At 62.6% G+C, this 20,435-nt stretch carries 16 protein-coding genes; 9 read left to right on the top strand and 7 right to left on the bottom strand.

The features are described 5' to 3' along the window. Window positions 1-5 precede the first annotated feature (5 nt). From PUQ42_RS04750 to PUQ42_RS04735, 4 genes are all read left to right on the top strand, one after another. On the top strand, window positions 6-593 hold the full coding sequence (locus PUQ42_RS04750; RefSeq protein ID WP_273371461.1) for an indolepyruvate oxidoreductase subunit beta: 588 nt from the start codon (window positions 6-8) through the stop codon (window positions 591-593). Continuing rightward, window positions 590-1,903 carry a pyridoxal phosphate-dependent aminotransferase gene (locus tag PUQ42_RS04745; protein ID WP_273371458.1) on the top strand — a complete coding sequence of 438 codons (1,314 nt, stop codon included), beginning with the start codon at window positions 590-592 and terminating at the stop codon, window positions 1,901-1,903. The genes PUQ42_RS04750 and PUQ42_RS04745 overlap by 4 nt, the downstream gene beginning before the upstream one ends. Window positions 1,904-1,921: 18 nt before the next feature. After that, window positions 1,922-3,214, top strand: coding sequence for an acetyl-CoA hydrolase/transferase family protein (locus tag PUQ42_RS04740; protein WP_273371456.1), 1,293 nt, complete (start codon window positions 1,922-1,924; stop codon window positions 3,212-3,214). 196 nt (window positions 3,215-3,410) lie between these two features. Then, window positions 3,411-5,072 carry a putative transporter gene (locus PUQ42_RS04735; protein ID WP_273371454.1) on the top strand — a complete coding sequence of 554 codons (1,662 nt, stop codon included), beginning with the start codon at window positions 3,411-3,413 and terminating at the stop codon, window positions 5,070-5,072. On the opposite strand, the gene PUQ42_RS04730 is transcribed toward PUQ42_RS04735, so the two are convergent. From PUQ42_RS04730 to PUQ42_RS04700, 7 genes are all read right to left on the bottom strand, one after another. Continuing rightward, window positions 5,041-6,420, bottom strand: coding sequence for a mechanosensitive ion channel family protein (locus PUQ42_RS04730; RefSeq protein WP_273371452.1), 1,380 nt, complete (start codon window positions 6,418-6,420; stop codon window positions 5,041-5,043). The genes PUQ42_RS04735 and PUQ42_RS04730 overlap by 32 nt on opposite strands. Before the next feature lie 37 nt (window positions 6,421-6,457). After that, a complete protein-coding gene (locus PUQ42_RS04725) occupies window positions 6,458-6,958 on the bottom strand; it encodes an NUDIX hydrolase (RefSeq protein ID WP_273371451.1) in 501 nt (166 codons plus the stop codon). Beyond that, window positions 6,945-8,102 (bottom strand): MFS transporter AraJ, encoded by a 1,158-nt coding sequence (gene araJ / locus PUQ42_RS04720; RefSeq protein ID WP_273371448.1) that lies wholly within the window; start codon window positions 8,100-8,102, stop codon window positions 6,945-6,947. Before araJ ends, PUQ42_RS04725 begins: the two co-directional genes overlap by 14 nt. Before the next feature lie 185 nt (window positions 8,103-8,287). Further along, window positions 8,288-10,729, bottom strand: a complete 2,442-nt coding sequence (locus tag PUQ42_RS04715) for an OstA-like protein (RefSeq protein WP_273371446.1) — start codon at window positions 10,727-10,729, stop codon at window positions 8,288-8,290. Window positions 10,730-10,732: 3 nt separating this feature from the next. Continuing rightward, window positions 10,733-12,136, bottom strand: a complete 1,404-nt coding sequence (locus PUQ42_RS04710; RefSeq protein ID WP_122119683.1) for a peptidylprolyl isomerase — start codon at window positions 12,134-12,136, stop codon at window positions 10,733-10,735. Window positions 12,137-12,153: 17 nt separating this feature from the next. Further along, window positions 12,154-13,092, bottom strand: a complete 939-nt coding sequence (locus PUQ42_RS04705; RefSeq protein ID WP_273371441.1) for a hypothetical protein — start codon at window positions 13,090-13,092, stop codon at window positions 12,154-12,156. 59 nt (window positions 13,093-13,151) lie between these two features. After that, complete coding sequence (locus PUQ42_RS04700; RefSeq protein ID WP_273371439.1) at window positions 13,152-14,285, bottom strand: CPBP family intramembrane glutamic endopeptidase; 1,134 nt, start codon at window positions 14,283-14,285, stop codon at window positions 13,152-13,154. Window positions 14,286-14,571: 286 nt separating this feature from the next. On the opposite strand from PUQ42_RS04700, the gene PUQ42_RS04695 reads away from it, so the two are divergent. From PUQ42_RS04695 to mnmE, 5 genes are all read left to right on the top strand, one after another. Then, window positions 14,572-15,342 (top strand): ParA family protein, encoded by a 771-nt coding sequence (locus PUQ42_RS04695; protein ID WP_087309340.1) that lies wholly within the window; start codon window positions 14,572-14,574, stop codon window positions 15,340-15,342. Between the two features lie 120 nt (window positions 15,343-15,462). Continuing rightward, window positions 15,463-16,332, top strand: a complete 870-nt coding sequence (locus PUQ42_RS04690) for a ParB/RepB/Spo0J family partition protein (RefSeq protein WP_273371437.1) — start codon at window positions 15,463-15,465, stop codon at window positions 16,330-16,332. Window positions 16,333-16,347: 15 nt separating this feature from the next. Next, on the top strand, window positions 16,348-17,517 hold the full coding sequence (locus PUQ42_RS04685) for a DUF5683 domain-containing protein (RefSeq protein WP_273371435.1): 1,170 nt from the start codon (window positions 16,348-16,350) through the stop codon (window positions 17,515-17,517). A gap of 3 nt (window positions 17,518-17,520) precedes the next feature. After that, window positions 17,521-18,891, top strand: a complete 1,371-nt coding sequence (locus tag PUQ42_RS04680) for a lytic transglycosylase domain-containing protein (protein ID WP_273371432.1) — start codon at window positions 17,521-17,523, stop codon at window positions 18,889-18,891. Next, window positions 18,891-20,249, top strand: coding sequence for a tRNA uridine-5-carboxymethylaminomethyl(34) synthesis GTPase MnmE (mnmE, locus tag PUQ42_RS04675; RefSeq protein ID WP_273371430.1), 1,359 nt, complete (start codon window positions 18,891-18,893; stop codon window positions 20,247-20,249). The genes PUQ42_RS04680 and mnmE overlap by 1 nt, the downstream gene beginning before the upstream one ends. The last annotated feature ends 186 nt before the right edge of the window (window positions 20,250-20,435 follow it).

Here is a 20,435-nt window from a genome sequence, read left to right as displayed (position 1 = left end):
CAGAGATGAAAAAAGATATCATACTTTCGGGCGTCGGAGGACAGGGAATCCTCTCGATCGCCACGGTGATCGGCCGGGCCGCCCTCTCCGAGGGGCTGCAGCTCAAGCAGGCCGAAGTTCACGGCATGAGCCAGCGCGGCGGCGACGTGCAGTCGCACCTGCGGATCTCCTCGTCGGAGATCCGTTCGGACCTCATCCCGCGCGGCGGGGCCGACCTGATCGTCTCACTCGAACCGATGGAGTCGCTGCGCTACCTGGAGTGGCTCTCGGCCGACGGATGGGTGGTAACGAACACCGTTCCGGTCGTGAACATTCCGAACTACCCCGACCAGACAGCCCTCGAGGCGGAGCTTGCCTCGCTGCCGCACGTCGTACGGCTCGACGCCGACGCCCTGGCCCGCGAAGCCTCGTCGCCGCGTTCGGCCAACATGGCGCTGCTGGGCGCCGCCGCCCCGCTGCTGGACATCGAGCCCGCGAAACTCGAAGAGGGCATCCGCGCCATCTTCGCCCGCAAGGGCGAGGCGGTGGTCGAGGCCAACCTCGCGGCTTTCCGTGCGGGGTATGAAACCGCCAAAAAACAGACCGCACGATGAACGCACCCTACGACCGCTCGTATCTCGAATCGGCGCTGAAGCAGATGGACATCGCCGACATCGCCCGGGCGACGATCCGCCAGTCGGGCGACATCGCCCGCATCATGGAACGCGCGACGGGCGAGGAGTTCATCCATCTGGAGATGGGTGTTCCGGGGCTTCCGCCCGAGCAGGTGGGCATCGAGGCCGAACGCCGGGCGCTGGCCGAAGGGGTCGCCTCGCAATACCCGAACATGTACGGACTGCCGGAGCTGAAGGAGCAGGCCGCACGCTTCATCAAGGCCTACCTCGACGTGGAGATCTCGCCGCGGGGCTGCATCCCGACGGTCGGCTCGATGCAGGGGAGCTTCACCACCTTCCTGATGTGCTCGCAGCTGGACCCCGCACGGCGCAGAATCCTCTTCATCGACCCGGGCTTCCCCGTCCAGCGGAGTCAGGTGCACATCCTCGGCATCCCCAGCGACTCGTTCGACATCTACGACTACCGCGGCGAAAAGCTCGGTCCGAAGCTGGAGAGCTACCTCGCGCAGGGCGACGTGGCGGCCATCGTCTACTCGAATCCGAACAACCCCTCGTGGGTCTGCCTCACGGAGGAGGAGCTGCGCACGATCGGCGAACTGGCCACACGCTACGATACGATCGTCATCGAGGACCTGGCCTACCTCTGCATGGACTTCCGCAAACCGCTCGGGCGCCCCTTCGAGACACCCTATCAGGCGACGGTGGCCCGCTATACGAAGAACTGGATCGTCCTGATCTCCGGATCGAAGATCTTCAGCTACGCCGGACAGCGCATCGCCGTGGCGGCGATCTCCGACACGTTGTTCCAGCGCGAATACGAGGCGCTGCGACAGCGCTACGGCATTGCCCGGCTGGGCGACGCTTACGTGCTGACGTTCCTCTACGCCGCCTCCTCGGGCACGAGCCACTCGGCGCAGTATGCCCTGGCGGCGATGTTCCGCGCGGCGGCCGACGGCCGGCTGGATTTCGTCGGCGAAACGGCCGAATATGCCCACCGGGCCCGGCTGACCAAGGAGATCTTCCTGCGCCACGGCTTCCGCATTGTCTATGACAAGGACCGCGAGGAGCGGGTCGGCGACGGATTCTTCTACACGATCGGCTACGGCACGATGACGAGTGCCGAGCTGCTGAGCGAACTGTTGCTGTGCGGCGTCTGCGCCATCTCGCTCTCGTCGACCGGCAGCCGTCAGCACGGCATCCGCGTCTGCGTCTCGCAGATGAACCGCCCCGAACAGTTCGAGCTGCTCGACCGGCGGCTCCAGGCCTTTGCCGAAAACCACCCGCTGTAAGCGAAAATTCAACCTGCCATGCAATACACGACAGCCGCGGAGGCGGTAAAACTCATCCAATCGGGCCAAAGCGTCTACATCCAGGGGAGCACGTCGATCCCCGAGGTGCTGGTGGCCGCCATGGCCGACCGCGGAGCGGAGCTGCGCGGCGTGAAGCTCTACTCGGCCTTTGCCGTCGGGGCCCACGAGGCCCCCTACTGCCGTCCCGAATACCGCGAATCGTTTCTCGTGAACAGCCTCTTCGTGGCCAACAACATCCGCCGCTGGCTGGCCGACGGCTACGGGCAGTCGATCCCAGCCTTTCTGGGCGAAATCCCGGGGCTGTTCCGCGACGGCACCCTGCCGCTCGACGTGGCGCTGATCAACGTCTCGCCCCCGGATGCCGAGGGTTACTGCTCGTTCGGTATCTCGGCCGACCTGGCCGTTTCGGCCGTGGAGTGCGCCCGCACGGTGATCGCCCAGGTCAACCGGGCCATGCCCTTCTCCTACGGCGACGCCGTGATCCACTCGTCGCGCTTCGCCGCGGCCGTGGAGGTCGACTCCCCGCTGGTGGAGGTTCCGACGGCCGTACCGACAGAGACCGAACTGCGCATCGGACGCGCCATCGCCGAGTTGATCCCCGACGGCGCCACGCTGCAGATCGGCGTCGGCGGCATCCCGAATGCCGTGCTCGGCGCGCTGAAGGACCACAAGCACCTCGGTCTGCACACCGAAGCGATGACCGACGGCGTGCTGCCGCTGTTGGAGAGCGGCGTGATCGACAACTCGCAGAAGGTCGTCCTGCCCGGCATAACGGTGGCCTCGCTAGCCCTGGGCTCACGCCGGCTGTACGACTACATGGATTACCGCAAGGATCTGGTGATGAAGGACGTGGCGTGGACCAACGATCCGTTCCGCATCCGTCAGAACCCGAAGGTCATGGCCATCAATTCGGCCGTGGAGGTCGATCTGACGGGACAGGTCTGCGCCGACTCGGTCGGCGAGCGCATCATCTCAGGGGTCGGCGGACAGCACGACTTCATGTACGGCGGCGCCCTCTCGGAAGGGGGCAAGACCTTCATCGCCATGCCCTCGATGACGCCCAAGGGCGAGTCGAAGATCAAGGCGCTGCTGACGCCCGGCGCCGGCGTGGTCACCACGCGCCACATGATCCAGCACGTCGTCACGGAGTACGGCGTGGCCCATCTGCGCGGCAAGAACCTCGCCGAACGGGCCCGGGCGCTAATCGCAATCGCCCATCCGTCGGTGCGCGAGGAGCTGGAGCGTGCCGCCGTCAAGCGCTACGGATACTCGTTCCTGCGCATCCGGTAGGCTCCCCGTCCCACCCAGCCACAGAGCCCGGCCTTCTCGCGAAAGCCGGGCTTTTTGCAGGTCAGAATACAGACCCTTCGGTCAAAACGCGCCTCCCGGGCTGCACTTTTTCCGGCCGAAAAGGCGGCAAAAAGAAAAATTTGACCTACTTTTGCACCGTTTTCAAACCGCATAATCCGCTCAAAACCCGCACAAGATGGAATGGCTCAAGGATCTGCTCTTCGAACCCACGGCCCTGCAGGCCGTGGTGGTCATCTCGCTGATCTCCGCACTCGGAATCGGACTGGGCAAGATCCGCATCATGGGAATCTCGCTCGGCACGGCCTTCATCTTCTTTGTGGGCATTCTGGCCGGCCACCTCGGGCTGAAGCTCGATCCGGCGATGCTGACCTATGCCGAGAGCTTCGGCCTGATCATCTTCGTCTATGCACTGGGGCTGCAGGTGGGCCCGGGCTTTTTCAGCTCGATGCGTTCGGAGGGGACGCGGCTCCTCTCGCCGGCCATCGCCCTGATCCTCGTCGGGACGCTCCTGGCTGCCGGTCTGAGCTACGCCTTCGGCATCCGCATGTCCGACATGTCAGGCATCCTGTGCGGCGCGACGACCAACACCCCGGCACTGGGTGCCGCCCAGCAGGTGCTCAAGCAGCTGGGCATGGACGACAGCGGCGCCGCGCTGAGCTGTGCCGTGACCTATCCGCTGGGCGTCGTCGGTGTGATTCTGGCCATCGCCTTCCTGCGCAAACTGTTCGTCCGGCCGTCGGACCTGCCCGGCCCCGACGCCGAACACCGCAAGAACGTCTTCATCGCCAGCTACCACATCACCAATCCGGCCCTCTTCGGCAAGAGCGTCCATGACATCGCCCTGCAGAGCCACCACCACTTCGTCATCTCACGCGTATGGCGCAACGGACAGGTCTCGATCCCCACGTCGGACAAGACCCTGCAGCAGGATGACGTCATCCTCGTCATCACCACCCCGGCCGATGCCGAGGCGCTGCGGATGATCTTCGGCGAGCAGGAGAAGAAGGACTGGAACAAGGAGAACATCGACTGGAACGCCGTCGACAGTCAGCTCATCTCGCAGCGCATCCTGGTCACCCGGCCCGAAATCAACGGCAAGAAGCTCTCGCAGCTGCGTCTGCGCAACAACTACGGCATCAACATCAGCCGCGTCTACCGTTCGGGCGTACAGCTGCTCGCCACTCCCGACCTGCGGCTGCAGATGGGCGACCGGCTGACGGTCGTGGGCGAAGCCCAGGCGATCCGCAACGTCGAGAAGATTCTCGGCAACGCCGTCAAGAGTCTCAACGAACCCAACCTCATCTCGGTATTCGTCGGTCTGATCCTCGGACTGACGCTGGGCAGCATTCCGGTCTCGATCCCCGGCATCTCGATCCCCGTCAAGCTGGGACTGGCCGGCGGCCCGATCATCGTCGGCATTCTGATCGGCACGTTCGGACCCCGCCTGCACATGATCACCTACACGACGCAGAGTGCCAACCTCATGCTGCGCGCCCTGGGGCTCTCGATGTATCTGGCCTGTCTGGGTCTCGACGCCGGGGCGCACTTCTTCGAGACGGTCATGCGTCCCGAAGGGGCGCTGTGGCTCGGCGTGGGATTTCTGCTGACCTTCGTGCCGGTGGTGCTGGTCGGGCTCTTCGCCCTGCGGGTGATGAAGGTCGACTTCGGATCGGTCGCAGGGCTGCTCTGCGGCAGCATGGCCAACCCCATGGCGCTGAACTATGCCAATGACACCATCGAAGGCGACAACCCGTCGGTCTCCTACGCCACGGTCTACCCCGTCTGCATGTTCCTGCGCGTGATCATCATTCAGGTCCTGCTGATGATGACCCTTTAGAGGGCGAATCCTCCGCATCCGGACGGTCGGAATCATTCGCCACGGGGGCATCCGCGCCCGGATCCCCGGCAGCATCATCCCCCTGCAGATAATCGCCCAACGCCGCAACGTCCGACCCCGCCGGACTCTGGAAGACCCGCAGCCCGAATTCGGGAATCACCGCCAGCACATGGTCGAAGACATCCGACTGAATACCCTCGTATTCGGTCCAGACCACCGTATCGGTAAAGAAGTAAAGCTGAATCGGAATACCCGTCTCGGTCGGCTGCAGCTGACGGACCATCAGCGTCATCGACTTGTTGACCGGAACCTCCGCCTCGAGATAACGCACCAGATAGGCGCGGAAAACACCCAGATTGGTCTGGTGCAGGCCGTTGATCTTCCGCTCGCCGGGGGCGATGCCGTGGGCGGCGTTGTAGGCCTCGACGCGCTGTTCGGTAAGGTCGATGTAGTCGCGCAGCAGGTCGATCCGCCGGAAACGGGCCAGCATCTCCGGCGTGCAGAAATGGACGCTGGTCATGTCGATCGACACCGAACGCATGACGCGCCGCCCGCCCGAAAGCTGCATGGCATGCCAGTTCGTGAAGGAGTCAGTCGTCAGCAGGTAGGGAGGCAGCATGGCCAGCGTGTTGTCCCAGTTGCGGATCTTGACCGTCGTGAGCGAGACCTCCTCGACCGTGCCGTCGGCACCGTACTTCGGCACCGAGATCCAGTCGCCGACCTGCAGCATGTTGTTGGCCGAGAGCTGGATCCCCGAGACGAAGCCCATGATGCTGTCGCGGAAGACCAGCATCAGCACCGCCGCCGAAGCGCCGAGCCCCGTCAGCAGCTTTACGGGCGACTTGTCGATCAGGATGGCGACGATCAGGATGACGGCCACGATCGTAAAGAAGCCCTGGGCCGTCTGCCGCAATCCCTTGATGGGTTTGTTCTGCCAGTCGGGGCGCAACGAGACGATGTGGAAGGCCGCACACAACAGCGCATTGATCAACCGCAGGAAGGTGAAGACGATGAAGACCTGCATCATGCGCAGTACGACGATCCGCCCGACGGACTGCTCGTCGAAGATCACCGGCAGCACGGCCGTCAACAGCACGGCGATCACCACATGACACGAACGGTTGAGCACCGGGACGCTGAACAGACGGTCGTCCCACTTCACACGCGTACGCTCGACCAGCCGCCGGATTCCCCGCACGACAATCAGTTGCAGAAAGAGGTCAATGAGCAGAGCCGCCAGTACGACCAAAGCGAAGGCCACCCAGCGATCCATCGCATCGCTGGAGGACGACGTCACGCCCAACCACTCGAGCAGGGCGTGCGTCCAACGTTTCAGAAGAGCTTGCATGCCCCGGTACGACGCAATTACCGCGCCGAAACGGGAGCTATTTCAGGATTCGATGAACCTCGCCCTCGAAATTGGGCGTAAAGATCCCGCGGCCCAGGTTGTCGAGGATCTCCCGGGGCGACCAGAAACGTCCGCCATCGAGCTCCGCACTCGGGTGCACCTCGCCGTCGTAGACCGTGCGGAAGACGTGGACCAGTTCGCGTTCGCGCTCCGAACGGAATTCGTAGACCGCAACCTGCTCGGGTTGGAAATCGGTGATTCCCAGCTCCTCGCGCACCTCGCGCCGCAGCGCCTCGTCGATCGTCTCGCCGCAGTCGACATGGCCGCCGACGGCCGTATCCCAGCGTCCGGGCTGGATGTCCTTCCACAGCGGACGCCGCTGCAGGTAGAGCTCCCCGCGCGAATTGAACACATGGAGGTGCACCACCGGGTGCAACAACATCGAACCGCCGTGACACTCGCCGCGGGTGGCGCTTCCGACAACCCGTCCCGAGGCTTCGACCACCGGGAAGAGCTCCTTCTGATTATCGTGTGGCATGACGAGGGAATTTATGGATATAAACCGCAATGACGACCATGCCCAGCAGCGTGAAGAGGGCGCCGGGCAGTGTCGTATATTCGTACCCCAGACCGCGTTCGATCGGCAGTCCGCCGATGTAGGCTCCGAGGGCGTTTCCGAGGTTGAAGGCCACCTGCACAAGGGCGGCACCGAGCATTTCTCCGCCGCGCGAATTCTCGAGGATCAGCAGCTGCTGCGGCGACGAGACACAGAAGAGGCATCCCGTCGTGACGCACATCAGCGCCACGGCCAGAATCGGCATGCGGGCCCCGAAGAAAATCCCCACCAGGGCCAACGTCGCCACGGCCAGCGTGCAGCGCACGACCCGTTCGGGCGAGAAGCGGTCGGCATAGTGGCCGCCGATCAGATTGCCGGCAAACATGCCGAAGCCCGCAAGCATGATCAGCAGCGTCAACCGATCGGGCAGGAATCCTGCCGTATGGATCAGCAGCGGGCTGACGTAGCTGTACCAGCAGAAGATACCGCCGTTGCCCAGCATCACCGAGGCGAGCACCAGCCACGGTCCGGCATGCTTCAGAAAGAGGAACTGCCCCTTGAGGCCCGTATCGGGAAGCGGCGGGAGCGCCGGCACCCAGAGCCGGACGAGCAGCGTGGCCACGGCGCCCCAGACGGCCACGATGGCAAAGGTGGCCCGCCAGGTGACCGCCCCGCTGATGAAGGTTCCGAGCGGCACGCCGAACAAGTTGGCGATGGTCATGCCGACGACCATGATCGAGACGGCCTCGGCCCGGCGGCCCTCGTCGGCCACCCGTTCGGCCACGATCGACCCCACGCCGAAGAAGGCACCGTGGGGAAGTCCCGAGACGAAGCGCATCAGCAGCAGCGTCCAGTAGTTCGGGGCCAGCGCCGCACAGGTATTGCCCACAATAATCAGCGTTGTCAGCGCCAGCAGGATCTGTTTCAGGGGGCGTTTGCGGGCCACGAGCACCATGAGCGGCGCACCGAAGCAGACCCCAAGCGCATAGGCCGAGATCAGATGTCCGGCCATAGGGATCGAAACACCGAGGCTGCGGGCGATATCGGGCAGGATGCCCATCATCACGAATTCCGACATTCCGAGCGCCAGCGTACCAAAGGCCAGAGCGATAAGACTCTTTTTCATCGAACGGATTCTCTCACTAACCGGCCGCAAAAGTAACGAAAAAAGGAAGAAAGCGTTCTTCGCCCTCTTCCTTTTTTTCAAATTTTTCACAAACTCGGCGAGCCTGTTCGAATCCGCCCCGGTCGGAATCGTACTGCGCCCCGACTCCCGGTTTGCAGTTCACGGTCCCCGGCATCGGCTCCCGGTCAGAGCTCGGGACCCGATTCACGTGGCTGACCCACCTCGTAGCCCAGCGCGTGCATCCACTCCACGGTGGCCGGATCGACCAGATCGTTGCGGTCCGACCAACGGCCCTGTTCGATATAGAGTTTCTTGCGCTGTTCGAGCACCTGCTGCAACGGGAAGGAGGGATGCGGCAACCGCGACTTCACGCTGCGCTGCGAGGGCCGGATCCTACGGTCGAAGACATCCGTCTGCGACGGACGCCGCGCGCCCTCCCACTTGAAGCCCTTCAAATAGAGGTCCTGATCGGCCGGGATCTTCTCCATCGGGTAGATGTTCCACACGGGATCCTTGCGGTAGACGATCGTCACGATCTGCTTGTCCTCGATGAAGAACGAGCAGTCGCCGCTTTCGATGACCCCCATGCCCGTGATCTGGGGAGGTTCGCCGTCCTGCATGTAGTAGATCGTCTGGGCATTGCCGTTCACGTCGTCGCGGTAGATCTCGTTGTCGCGGAACCAGGCCGTCATCTCCTTGCCGGCCACCTGGTTATAATGGGTCGTATCGAGCTGCGAGACCATCATCGGGCTGCCGACGAACTCCGCATGGGTGATCTGCTGGTTGGCCGTGTAGATGTCCATCACGTCCGAAGTGATCTGGTTGGACTGGTTCCAAAGCACGGGATTGATATAGAGGTGAATCGTCGAGTCGGTGCTGATGGCCGTCATCGAGTCGCACACGGCCTGGAAATCCGACCGGAAGACCCGCACGTTGCGGAAGCCCTTCATCAGACGGTAGATCGAGTCAGCCGGTGCGGCCAGCGAGTCGATCGAATCGGCAGGAATCACCATCGCCGCCGAGTCCGTTGCGGCCAACGAATCCACCAGACGCATCATCAGCGAATCCTGTTCGCGGATATTGCGGTCGATCTGCTCCTGCAACTCCTGCAGCGCAGCCAGATCCCCCGGATCTATCGGTTTGAGTTTGCCCTTGCGGGCCGCCCGCGCCTGCCGGGCCTTGAGTTTCGATTCGGCCTTCAGCCGCTGTGCCTTCAGCCGCGCCTCTTCGCGCTCCTTCTGGGCCAGCAGTTTGGCCGTGGCCTTCTCCTGCCGTTCGGCTGCGATCTTGGCCAGCAGCTCCTTCTTGGCCGCCGCCTTTTTGGCCTTCTCCTCGGCCCGGGCCTTGCGTGCCTGCTCCTTGAGGTAGGCCTTGCGGGCATCCCCGACCAGCGTATCAAGCGGATTGACCGGCGCGGCCGTCAGCGAGTCGGTCCCCGTCCGCAGCGAATCGGCCGCCTCGGGAAATTGGGTCGAGTCGCGCCGCTCGGCACCCTCCTGCAAGGCCGGAGGAACGGGACGCCCGAGCGAATCCAGTTGCGGCCGCCGACTCTGCCGCAACGAATCGCCATCCAAAAGCGCCCCCTGCCCGGCGTGTGCCAGCGAATCGGCCAAAGCCCGGGCTGCGGCGGCAGCCGCCTCGCGGCGCTGCTGCGCCTCGTTGATCGTAAACAGATACATCGAGTCGGCCCGCATGAAGAGCGAGTCGCCCTGCGAAAGGTCGTAGCTCACCACGGCCGGGCGCCGCGTCAGGAAGGCATTCCCGGGCTCCTTCCAGTATTCACCGTAGTCGCCGAAGCCGATCACCTTGTGCTCCGTATCGTCCAGCTGCAGGTCACGGCGCATGATGACATGGTTCTTCGTGCGGTAGTAGTCGATGCTGTCGCTCCAGATCTCCTGCTTCTCGGTCAGGATGTAGCCGTTGCGCGTGATGATGTAGAGCGTGTCCAACTTCTCGTAGGAGCCCCGGTCGGCATAGAGGTAGTCGCCGTCGCGGTTCCAGATGTTCGTCTGCTCGAAGAAGTAGGCGTTGTCCGTGGCCATGTTGTAGACCACCGAGTCGCCCTTGAGTTCGTACTCGTCGTTGCGCATCTCAACCTGATCGACCGCCACCAGATCCTTCGTGTCGGCATAGTAGTAGCCGCGCACCGCCTCGAGCAGATTCTCGCGGTTGGTCAGCACCCCGCCGTCGGCAAACTCCCCGACGTTGGTCTTCGTATTGAAGAGGAATTTATAGGTGTAGAGCGTGGCGTCGCCGTCGACCACCTTCACGATGTCGGAATAGACCCGCGCCTCATTCACGTTGCCGTCGTATTCGGCCCGGTCCCCGTAGATGTAGGTCGTATTCTTGTTGATGAGCACGTTGCCGAAGAACTCGATGCGCATGTCCGAGTAGCGCACCGCCGAGTCGCACGTGATGACGGCGCCGTTGTGCTGCGCCGCGAAGTTGCCCACAAGAAAGACCACCGAATCCCCCGGAGCCACCGGTCCCATCAGATCCGACTTCAGGTCGATGAGCTTCTTCTCACCCTCCTGTTCTTCAGCCGCACCGGGCGCCTGCATGCCGCTGCGGGCCGTCACCACGGCGACGGCCAACACCACGGCGGCTATGGATACAAGCCTGCGCACGGCCTATTTCACCCAATGTTTGTTTTCGAACTCCCCGTTGCGGAACTCGGGGCTGATGTAGACATACATGGCGTCGATCTTCTTCGAGAGCCACTCCCGGAAGACGCGGTTCTGCTTGTCCTGCAGGGCCATCTCCTCCAGCCGCAGGTAGTCCTCGTTGAGCGAAGCCGTATGGGTCGGGATCACCTCCACCAGTTTGACGATCTTGGCCATCTGGTTGCCGAGCATGTCTTCGGTCAGATAGGCATCCGATACCTCGCCGGGCTTCAGCCGCTGCAGGGCGTTGTAGTCATCGAGACTCTTGAAGCGGCCGAAATCCTCCTTGAGGAACTTCGTCACCGTCAGTTTGGCATCGAAGGCGTTGAAACGCTCCAGGATGTCGTGGTTCGAAACGATGCCGCCGTTCATCTTCGACGAAGCGTCGTCCGAATACTTCAGCGCGGCCTGCTCGAAGGTGATCGAGTCCTTGTGGATCAGATCGGCGATGCTGTCCAGCAGGTTGAGCGACTCGCCCAGCTCCTCCGACGTATAGACCGGACGCAGCAGGATGTGGCGGAAATGGTACAACTGGCCGCGCTTGTCGAGCATCTGGATGATGTGGAAACCGAACTGCGACTCCACCACCTCCGAGATCTGTCCGGGCTTCATGTTCTCGAGCGCCGCGGCAAACGACGCATCGAGACTCGCCAGCGGCGAAGGATCCATCTCTCCGCCCCGCATGGCCGTACCGTCCTGCGAATACATCCGGGCCAGGTTCTCGAACTTCGCGTTGCCCGTGATGACGCGTTCGCGCATGTCCAGCAGCCGTTCGCGGGTGCGCTGCTTGGCCGCCGTCATCGACTTGGGGAACTTCGTGATCTGCGCGTAGACATACTGGTCGGCGATGGTCGGCAGACTGTCGCGCGAGATCGACTTGTAGAAGCGCTCGACCTCGCCCGGGATCACCGTCACCTTGTTCATCACCTCGCTCTGCATCGACTGCGCGTAGGCCTGCTCCTCGTAGCGCTGGCGCATGATCTCGCGGATGTTGAAGATCGGCATGTGGTGTTTGGCCTCCAGCGCCGGAATCGAACCCTCCATGTCGACCATCTGCTGCACCTGCTCCTCGACACGCGACACGATGTCACCCTGGTTGATCGTCACCGAGTCGATCTGCGCCTGGTTGTAGAGCAGTTTCTGGGTCAGAAGCGCCTCAAGCGCCTCGTTCATCGGGTCGCGGTCCGACGTGTAACCCTCCTGGCGGCGCTGCTCGACCAGCTGCCGGGCATAGTCGTCCACCTCCGAGTAGAGGATCGACGATCCGCCCACCACGGCGACCACCTTGTCGAGCATCACCTCACGTTTCTGGGCCAGCGCTCCGGCAAACAGCAGCGCGAGAGCCACGGCCAATATCCCTTTTTTCAACATCTTGTCCTGGTTTCTTGTTATCGTTTAGCTTCGTTTTCGTTATCGATCCCGCCGTCGGACGTCTCGTCGGTGAGCACCTCGGACGGATTCCGCTTGCCGCCGAAGATCTTCACCTTACCCTCCTCCTCGGCCCGCTGGAGCAGCTCCTCCTCGTGCTGACGGATGATCTCCCCCTTGCGCTGGTTGAAGAGGATGCGGCGGATGTTGCTCCGCAGGCGTTCGAGCGGAATGGGCTCGCCGACCCGCATCACGGCGTCGATCTGGAAATAGTAGCGGCTGTGGCTGTCGCGCATCTCCTGCACGGCCGTCGAGGCGAGCACCGAATCGTAGTTCTGCGAGCGCAGCGTCGGCAGGTAGCTCAGGAACTCCGGAAAGTCGATCCACTGCTGGCGGAAATCGCTGACCGTAAAGTTGTTCTTCTCGCAGATGTCGCTGAAATCCTGCTGCTGGACCCTGTTCTTCGAGGCCATCAGCATCTTGAGCTTGGCAGCCTGGCGGTAGCCGGCCGCAAACTGCACGATACGCCCCTTGACGATCGTCCGGTCGAGTTTGAAATCGCCCTTGTGGGCGTTGTAGTAGGCCGCGATCTCCTCTTCGGTGAAGAGCGTGTCGATCGAACGGTCGACGTAGTGCTGGTCCAGCTGCTTGATCAGCAGCGCCTGCCGGTACTCCTCGACCATCTTGTCGATATCACCCGCCGACGAGGAGAAGAGCGTCTCGGCCTCCTTGAGCTTGAGCTGTTTGACGATCCAGCGATCGACGTAGAGCTTCATGAAGGCGGCGCTGTCGTCGCCCGACAAACCCTTGGGGACCACCGAGCGGACATCAAGCATGCGCAACTCCTTGCCTCCGGCCCGGGCAATGGTCGTGTCGCTGGCAAAATAGCGCGGCAGCTCCCGGCAACCCGCCAGGAGCAGCACACCGGCCGCGACCGTTATTTTCGCACGCCAATTCATTTTCCAAAGGGCAAAGATAGGTTTTTTACTCGTAAGTAACGCACTTTGCGGGCGGAATATTACGCCTCGGCGGGATTTTTCTCCGCCTCCTTCATCCGCCGCAGCGTGCGGACCATCATCCAGCCCGAGAGGGCCGAAAGGATCACCGCCGCCCCGTAGATCACCCCATAGAGGGTGTGGTTCTGCACCAGATCGATCAGCAGCGTGGAGGTGTTCTCGCCGGGGGTCACGAAGAGGATCATGAGCAGATAGGCCGCGGCATTGTTCAGCGCATGGAGGAGCATCGAGGGCCAGAGCGAATCGGTGGCCAGACAGACGTAGCCGAGCACCAGTCCGACGACCGTGGCGCTGACCACCTGGACGGGCTGCAGGTGCAGCACCCCGAAGAAGAGCGACGAAACGAGCCAGGCCACCGTCACGCCGTAGCGTTCGCGCAGACTGCCCAGCACCACGCCGCGGCAGAGCAGCTCCTCGAAAACGGGGGCCAGCACGATCAGCGAAACCATGGTCCACAGGCCGCGTCCGACCTCGAGCGAGACCTCGGGCAGCAGGCGCAGCAACGGCTCAAGGACGACACCGACGGCAAAGATCAGCACGAAGGCCCACAGCAGCAGGGTCGGGTTGAGTCCGCGGATCGAGAAGCGGGCCCAGCGTCCGCGTCCCCCGCGCACGTGCCGATAATAGAGTACGCCGCCCAGCGTCACACACATCGAGACGAAATAAAGTACGGCCATGATCTTGCCGACGACATCCTGCGTCAGGGTCGAGGCATCGCCGCCGTAACCCATCGCCACCAGGACGAACCGCCCCAGAACCCCGACCAGAATCTGGGCCACGAAGGCGATTCCCAGCATGGCCAGCAGATCGCCGAAGGTCGGGAAACGGCTCCCGCCCGGTTTCGGCGCTCCGGCCTGCGACGCATTGCAGCTCCCCGCCTGCGACGCACCGGCGGCCTCGGAGGCCCGGCCCGCATCCGTGACACCGGCAGTTCCAGCACGCCCGGCGGCTTCGGCCGCTCCGGTGCTCTCGCGCTCCGGCGCTCCGGCGGCACCCGCCGTCTCAGCCGCCCCCGCAGTTTCGGCCGCCTTCCCAGTATTGGCCGCGCCCCCAGTTTCGGCCGCTCCGACACCCGGGCCGGCCGCTCTTCCGGGAGTCTCCGTCCGGGACTCCCCCTGTTGCTTGTGTTCGTTCATCTCCTGCATGACGTTTTCCATCTGATCCATTGCGGGCGCTCCGCAACGGTCGGAGTCCCGCCGTCCGCTGCGCCCCACATATCGTGCCGGCCACGCCGGTACAACAGCCTCCAAAGATACGAAAAATTCGCGGATGCATCCCCCCTCATCCCGAAATTCTTCGCCTCCGCACGGCCGTACGGCACCACACCCGTCCCCAGGGGCCATTTTACGAAAAGCTCGGCTCCGGATTTGCACGGGCCATATTATTTGCGTAAATTTGCCTGCTTATAAACCGAATCTGAAAATGGGAAAGGTAATCGCTTTAGCCAACCAGAAAGGCGGCGTGGGAAAGACCACCACGGCCATCAATCTGGCAGCTTCACTGGCCCTGCTGGGTAAGAAAGTGCTGCTGCTGGACGCCGATCCGCAGGCCAACGCCACCTCGGGGCTGGGCTTCGACATCAATCTCGAGGGCATCTACGAATGTCTCACCGGCGAGAAACAGCCCGAAGAGGTGATCCTCCACAGCGAAGACGTCAAAAACCTCTGGCTCCTCCCCTCGTCGATCGACCTGGTGGCCGCCGACACCGAACTGCCCAAGATGGAGAACGCCCACTTCGTCATGAAACGCATCGTCAACGCCGTGCGCGACCGCTTCGACTACATCTTCATCGACTGCTCCCCCTCGCTGGGATACACCACGGTCAACATCCTTACGGCCGCCGACTCGGTGCTGATCCCCGTCCAGTGCGAATACCTCGCCCTCGAAGGCCTTTCCAAACTGCTCAATACGATCCGCAAGATCAAATCGACCTTCAACCCCGCACTCGAAATCGAAGGCTTCCTGCTGACGATGTACATGCGCAACCGACTCAACAACCAGGTGGTCACCGAGGTCCGCGAACACTTCGGCGATCTGGCCTACGACACAATAATTCAGCGCAATATCCGTTTGGGTGAAGCACCCTCACACGGAAAGCCCGTCATGCTTTACGATGCCGGCGCCGTCGGTTCGGAGAACTACCTGAACCTGGCCCGCGAATTCCTGAAGCGCAACCGCAAAAAACGCAACTGACCGGAAGTAGGAGGGGGGGGGAAAAAAAAAATAAAATCGAGAGGTCGGGGAAGGGATCTGCCAACGGCAACCGCCAGACCATCCGCCCGCTCCGTACCAATGATATAAAAGGAGAAGACTATGAAATCACAGAAGGGATTAGGCCGGGGGCTCGACGCGATTTTCGGCAGCGAGCCCGTCGACGTGAAGCTCAAACCCATGAGCCAGATGACCGAGATCGAGATCGCCGACATCATCCCCAACCCCACCCAGCCGCGCAAGCAGTTCGACGAGGAGGCGCTCGACGAACTGGCCGACTCAATCCGCCAGCTGGGGGTTATCCAACCCGTGACGGTCAAGAAGACCGCCGACGGAAAATACATCCTCATCAGCGGTGAACGCCGCTGGCGGGCCGCCCGGCGTGCCGATCTGAAGACCCTGCCGGCCTACATCCGCGAGGTCGACGACGAGAACCTTCACGCCATGGCGCTGGTCGAGAACATCCAGCGCCAGGACCTCAACGCCATCGAAATTGCACTGGGCATGCAGCGTCTGATCGACGAGTGCCACCTGACGCAGGACGCCCTCTCGGAGAAGGTGGGCAAGAAGCGTTCGTCGGTGTCGAATTACCTGCGCCTGCTCAAACTCCCCGACGAGGTGCAGCTCGCCCTGAAGGAGGGACTCATCTCGATGGGCCACGCCAAGGCCATCGCCGGCGCCCCCGAGGAGCAGCAGCTGCGCGTGTTGAAGCGCTGCATCAAGAAGGGGCTCTCGGTGCGCCAGGTCGAGGAGCTCGTCCGCATGCTGGCCGAAGCGCAGGCCAAACCGGCTCCCGGTGCCGAGGAGGAGTATCCCGAGAGCTACTCGCGGCTGGTTGAACAGCTCGAAACCTACTTCTCGGAGGATATCTCGATCAAACGCTCGAAGAACGGCGGCGGCAAGATCGTCATCGGCTTCAACGACGACCGCGACATCGAACGTTTCATCGAACGCTTTACGAAACACGCCTAAATCCCTGCTGAAACCATGGCGAAGATCCGGTTTCTCCTGTTGCTCGTCGTGGCGGCCGTGTCGGGAATGCACGCCGCCCGGGCCCAACTCCCGCGCAGTGCCCGCAGCATCGTGCGCGGCGGCATGTTCCAGAAACCGGATTCCCTGCGTGCCCGGCGCGATTCGATCCGTTTCGCGGAACTCGCCCTGAAGATCGACTCCGCCCTGCAGGTCGACTACCTCATCGATTCGACGGCCGTCACCGCCGTGCGCACGGACAACCTGCACGAACTCGACTCCGCGGCCCTGGCCCGCTACGACGCCGCCCTGCACGGCATCGACACCACCACCAAACGCAAGGTCTACAAGAAGGGGTGGTTCATGAGCGACTCGATGTCGCTCTCGAAGGTGTGCTGGATCTCCACCGTCCTGCCCGGATACGGCCAGGTCTACAACAAGCAGTACTGGAAACTGCCGATCCTCTACGGACTCGTCGGCACGGGCCTCGGCCTCTACATCCACGAAAACAAGACCTACAAGCCCCTGCGCCGCCAGTACAACTCCTACACGAACGTCAGCCTCACGCGAACGCCCGAACTCGACGCCCTGCAGGAGAAGATGATCCGCAGCAATACGCGCCGACAGCTCTATCTGGGACTCACCATCGCCTCGTACATCTACTTCATCGGCGATGCGGCCGTGAGCTACTCGACCAACGACGTCTCGGCCGTCAAGAAGGCCACCACGCTGGCCTGCATCTTCCCCGGTGCCGGACAGATCTACAACCGCAGCTACTGGAAGGTTCCCTTCGTGGTGGGCGGCTTCGCCTCGATGATCTACTGCATCGACTGGAACAACCGCGGCTTCCAACGCTTCAAGAAGGCCTATGCCCTGCTGTCCGACTACGAGCAACACCCCGAAAACTATCCGAACGGCCCGACCGACGAATTCCGGGGCCGCTATTCGGCCGACTTCATCAAGAACCTGAGGGACAACTATCGCCGCAACCGCGACCTGTGTATCATCCTCTCGGGTGCGCTCTACGTGCTGCAGATCATCGACGCCCACGTCGACGCCCATCTGAAGGACTACGACATCTCGGACGACCTGTCGATGAATCTCGAGCCGCTGGTCGACTACACCTACGTACCGACGCTGCGGGGCAACCGCCCGGTCTTCGGGTTCAACCTGAGCCTCAACTTTTAGACGATGAAAAGACTCCTGATATTCACCCTGTTGCTGGCTGTAGCCGCTCCGGCGTCGGCGCTCGACCGCTGGCCCTGGGCCAAGAACAAGAAAAAGAAGAAAACCCAAACCGAACAGACGCAGATCCTCACGCCCGATTCGCTGCGTACGGTCTGCCCCGAACCGGTGGAAGAGGCCGGGCCCGAACCCGTCGAACCGCCGGTGAACGACATCACGCTGGGACTGACGGCCGAACAGGCCGACTCGCTGCTGGCCGAGTGGCGCGAACGCCAGCGACAGGATGCCTACAGCGAATTCTTCAAACACTACATCCTCGAGGATTCGACCGCCGTGGTCGATCAGACCCCCGATTCGATCTACACGCAGCGGCTGCGCAATCTGGCGTCACCGATCCAGCTGCCCTTCAATTCGATCGTCCGGGGCTACATCAACCGCTATGTCGACCCCCGTTCGGGAACGATCAGCCGCATCCTCGGCATGTCGCAATACTACTTCCCGATCATCGAAAGCGAATTGCTCCGCGAAGGGCTTCCGGTCGAACTGCGGGCGCTGCCGATCATCGAATCGGCCCTCTCGCCGACGGCCGTCTCGCCGGTGGGAGCCGTCGGTCTGTGGCAGTTCATGCCCACCACGGGCAAGAGCTACGGGCTGGAGATCAACTCGCTGGTCGACGAACGCCGCGATCCGCTCCGCTCCACGGAGGCCGCCTGCCGCTATCTGAAGGATCTCTACGCCATCTACAACGACTGGACGCTGGCCATTGCGGCCTACAACTGCGGCCCGGGCAACGTCAACAAGGCCATGGCCCGTTCGGGCGGCAAGACCTTCTGGGAGATCTACAACTACCTGCCGCGTGAAACCCGCGGCTACGTCCCGGCCTTCATCGGCGCCACCTACGCCTATGCCTACCACCGGCTCCACCACATCGAGCCGACCGAAGCACCGATTCCGCTGTCGGTCGACACGCTGCACATCAACCGGCTGATGCACCTGAACCAGATCTCGTCGACGATCGACCTCCCGCTGGAGACCCTGCGACAGCTCAATCCGCAGTACAAACTGGACATCATTCCGGCCACGACCAAGACCTATACACTGGTCCTGCCGCAACGCTGCGTGGCACAATACATCGCCCACGAACCGGAGATCATGGCCAAGGATTCGATGTACCTGAAGGAGTACATCAACCCGGCAAACATCGACAAGAAAAAACTCGAGCAGCGCACGACGATCTACGTGGTCAAGAAGGGTGACACGCTGGGAGCCATCGCCCGGCGCTACCGGGTGACGACGGCCCAGCTCATGCGCTGGAACAAGCTCAAGAGCGCCCACAAGCTCCGCATCGGCCAACGTCTGCGCATCGAGGGTAGATAATGGGCACGGATCATGATACCATCGTAGCCCCGGCCACGGCGCAGGGGGGAGCCATTGCCGTCGTCCGTATAAGCGGCGATGAGGCGCTGGCGGTCTGCGACCGCATCTTCCGGGGGAGCCGGCCGCTGGCCAAGGCGGCCGCCAATACGGTCCACTACGGCCGCATCGTGGACGATGAACGGGTGGTGGACGACGTGCTGGCCACGGTCTTCCGGGCGCCGCACTCCTATACGGGCGAGGATTCGGTCGAGATCTCGTGCCACGGTTCCTCATATATTGTCTCCGAAATTCTCCGTCTGCTGATTGCCGCCGGGGGCCGCATGGCCCAGCCGGGCGAGTATACGATCCGGGCCTATCTGGCCGGGAAACTCGACCTTTCGCAGGCCGAGGCCGTAGCCGACCTGATCGCCTCGTCGACGCGCGCGGCCCACGCCCTGGCCACGAATCAGATGCGCGGCGGCTACTCAGAAGAGTTGGAGGGGCTGCGCGACCAGCTGCTGCACCTCACCTCGCTGCTGGAGCTCGAACTGGACTTCTCGGAGGAGGATGTGGAGTTTGCCGACCGGCGGGCGCTGCGCGAAACGATGGAGCGGATCGGGCGGGAGATCGACCGCCTGCGGAGCTCCTTTGCGCTGGGCAACGCCATCAAGGAGGGGGTTGCCGTGGCGATCGTCGGGGCGCCGAACGTCGGAAAGTCGACGCTGTTGAACCGCCTGCTGAACGAGGAGCGGGCCATGGTCTCGGAGATTGCCGGCACGACACGCGACGTCATCGAGGAGCGGGCCAACATCGGCGGGGTGCTGTTCCGTTTTTTGGACACGGCAGGAATCCGCACGACGGGTGACCGGCTGGAGCAGATGGGCATCGAACGCACGAAGGCATCCATCCGCCGGGCGCAGATCATCGTCCGGTTGATCGACGCACAGGCGGCGGAAGATTCGGACGAAGCCGACCCCAAGATCGAAATCCGACCCGATCAGCGGGTGCTGACGGTCTATAACAAGCTGGATGCGGCACCCGCAGGATTCCGACTGCCGGAGGGGGCGCTCGGCATCTCGGCCAAACGGGGCGAAGGGATCGAAGCGTTGTGCGAAGCTTTGCGCGAGGCGGTGGATACCGAAGGGTTGTACCACGGGGATCCGGTTGTCTCGAACAGCCGCCACTACGAGGCGCTGACGGCGGCCCGGGAGTCGTTGGGCCGGGCGCTGCGGGGGCTGGATGAAGGGCTTCCGGCCGACCTGCTGAGCGAGGAGATCCGGCCGGTGATCCGCCACCTGGGCGAGATCACGGGACGCGGTGCGATCGCCCCGGACGAAGTTCTGGCAAATATCTTCTCAAAATTCTGCATCGGAAAGTAACTTGACGCAGCAAAACTCGGAAAATCGAAGAATAAAAACACTGGCAATCAGCAACTTACAGCGACACAGAGAAAAATTTTCCGAATTCTCAAATCTCCCTTCGAGGCGCGTTTTTGCAACGTATTTGTAACGTTTGCACTTGCATGTTGCAAATTTTATCCCTATTTTTGCAACACACCAATCGAA

It is taken from the genome of Alistipes megaguti (assembly GCF_944320325.1).
Lineage (GTDB): Bacteria > Bacteroidota > Bacteroidia > Bacteroidales > Rikenellaceae > Alistipes > Alistipes megaguti.
This window is presented reverse-complemented; position numbering and strand designations above follow the sequence as displayed.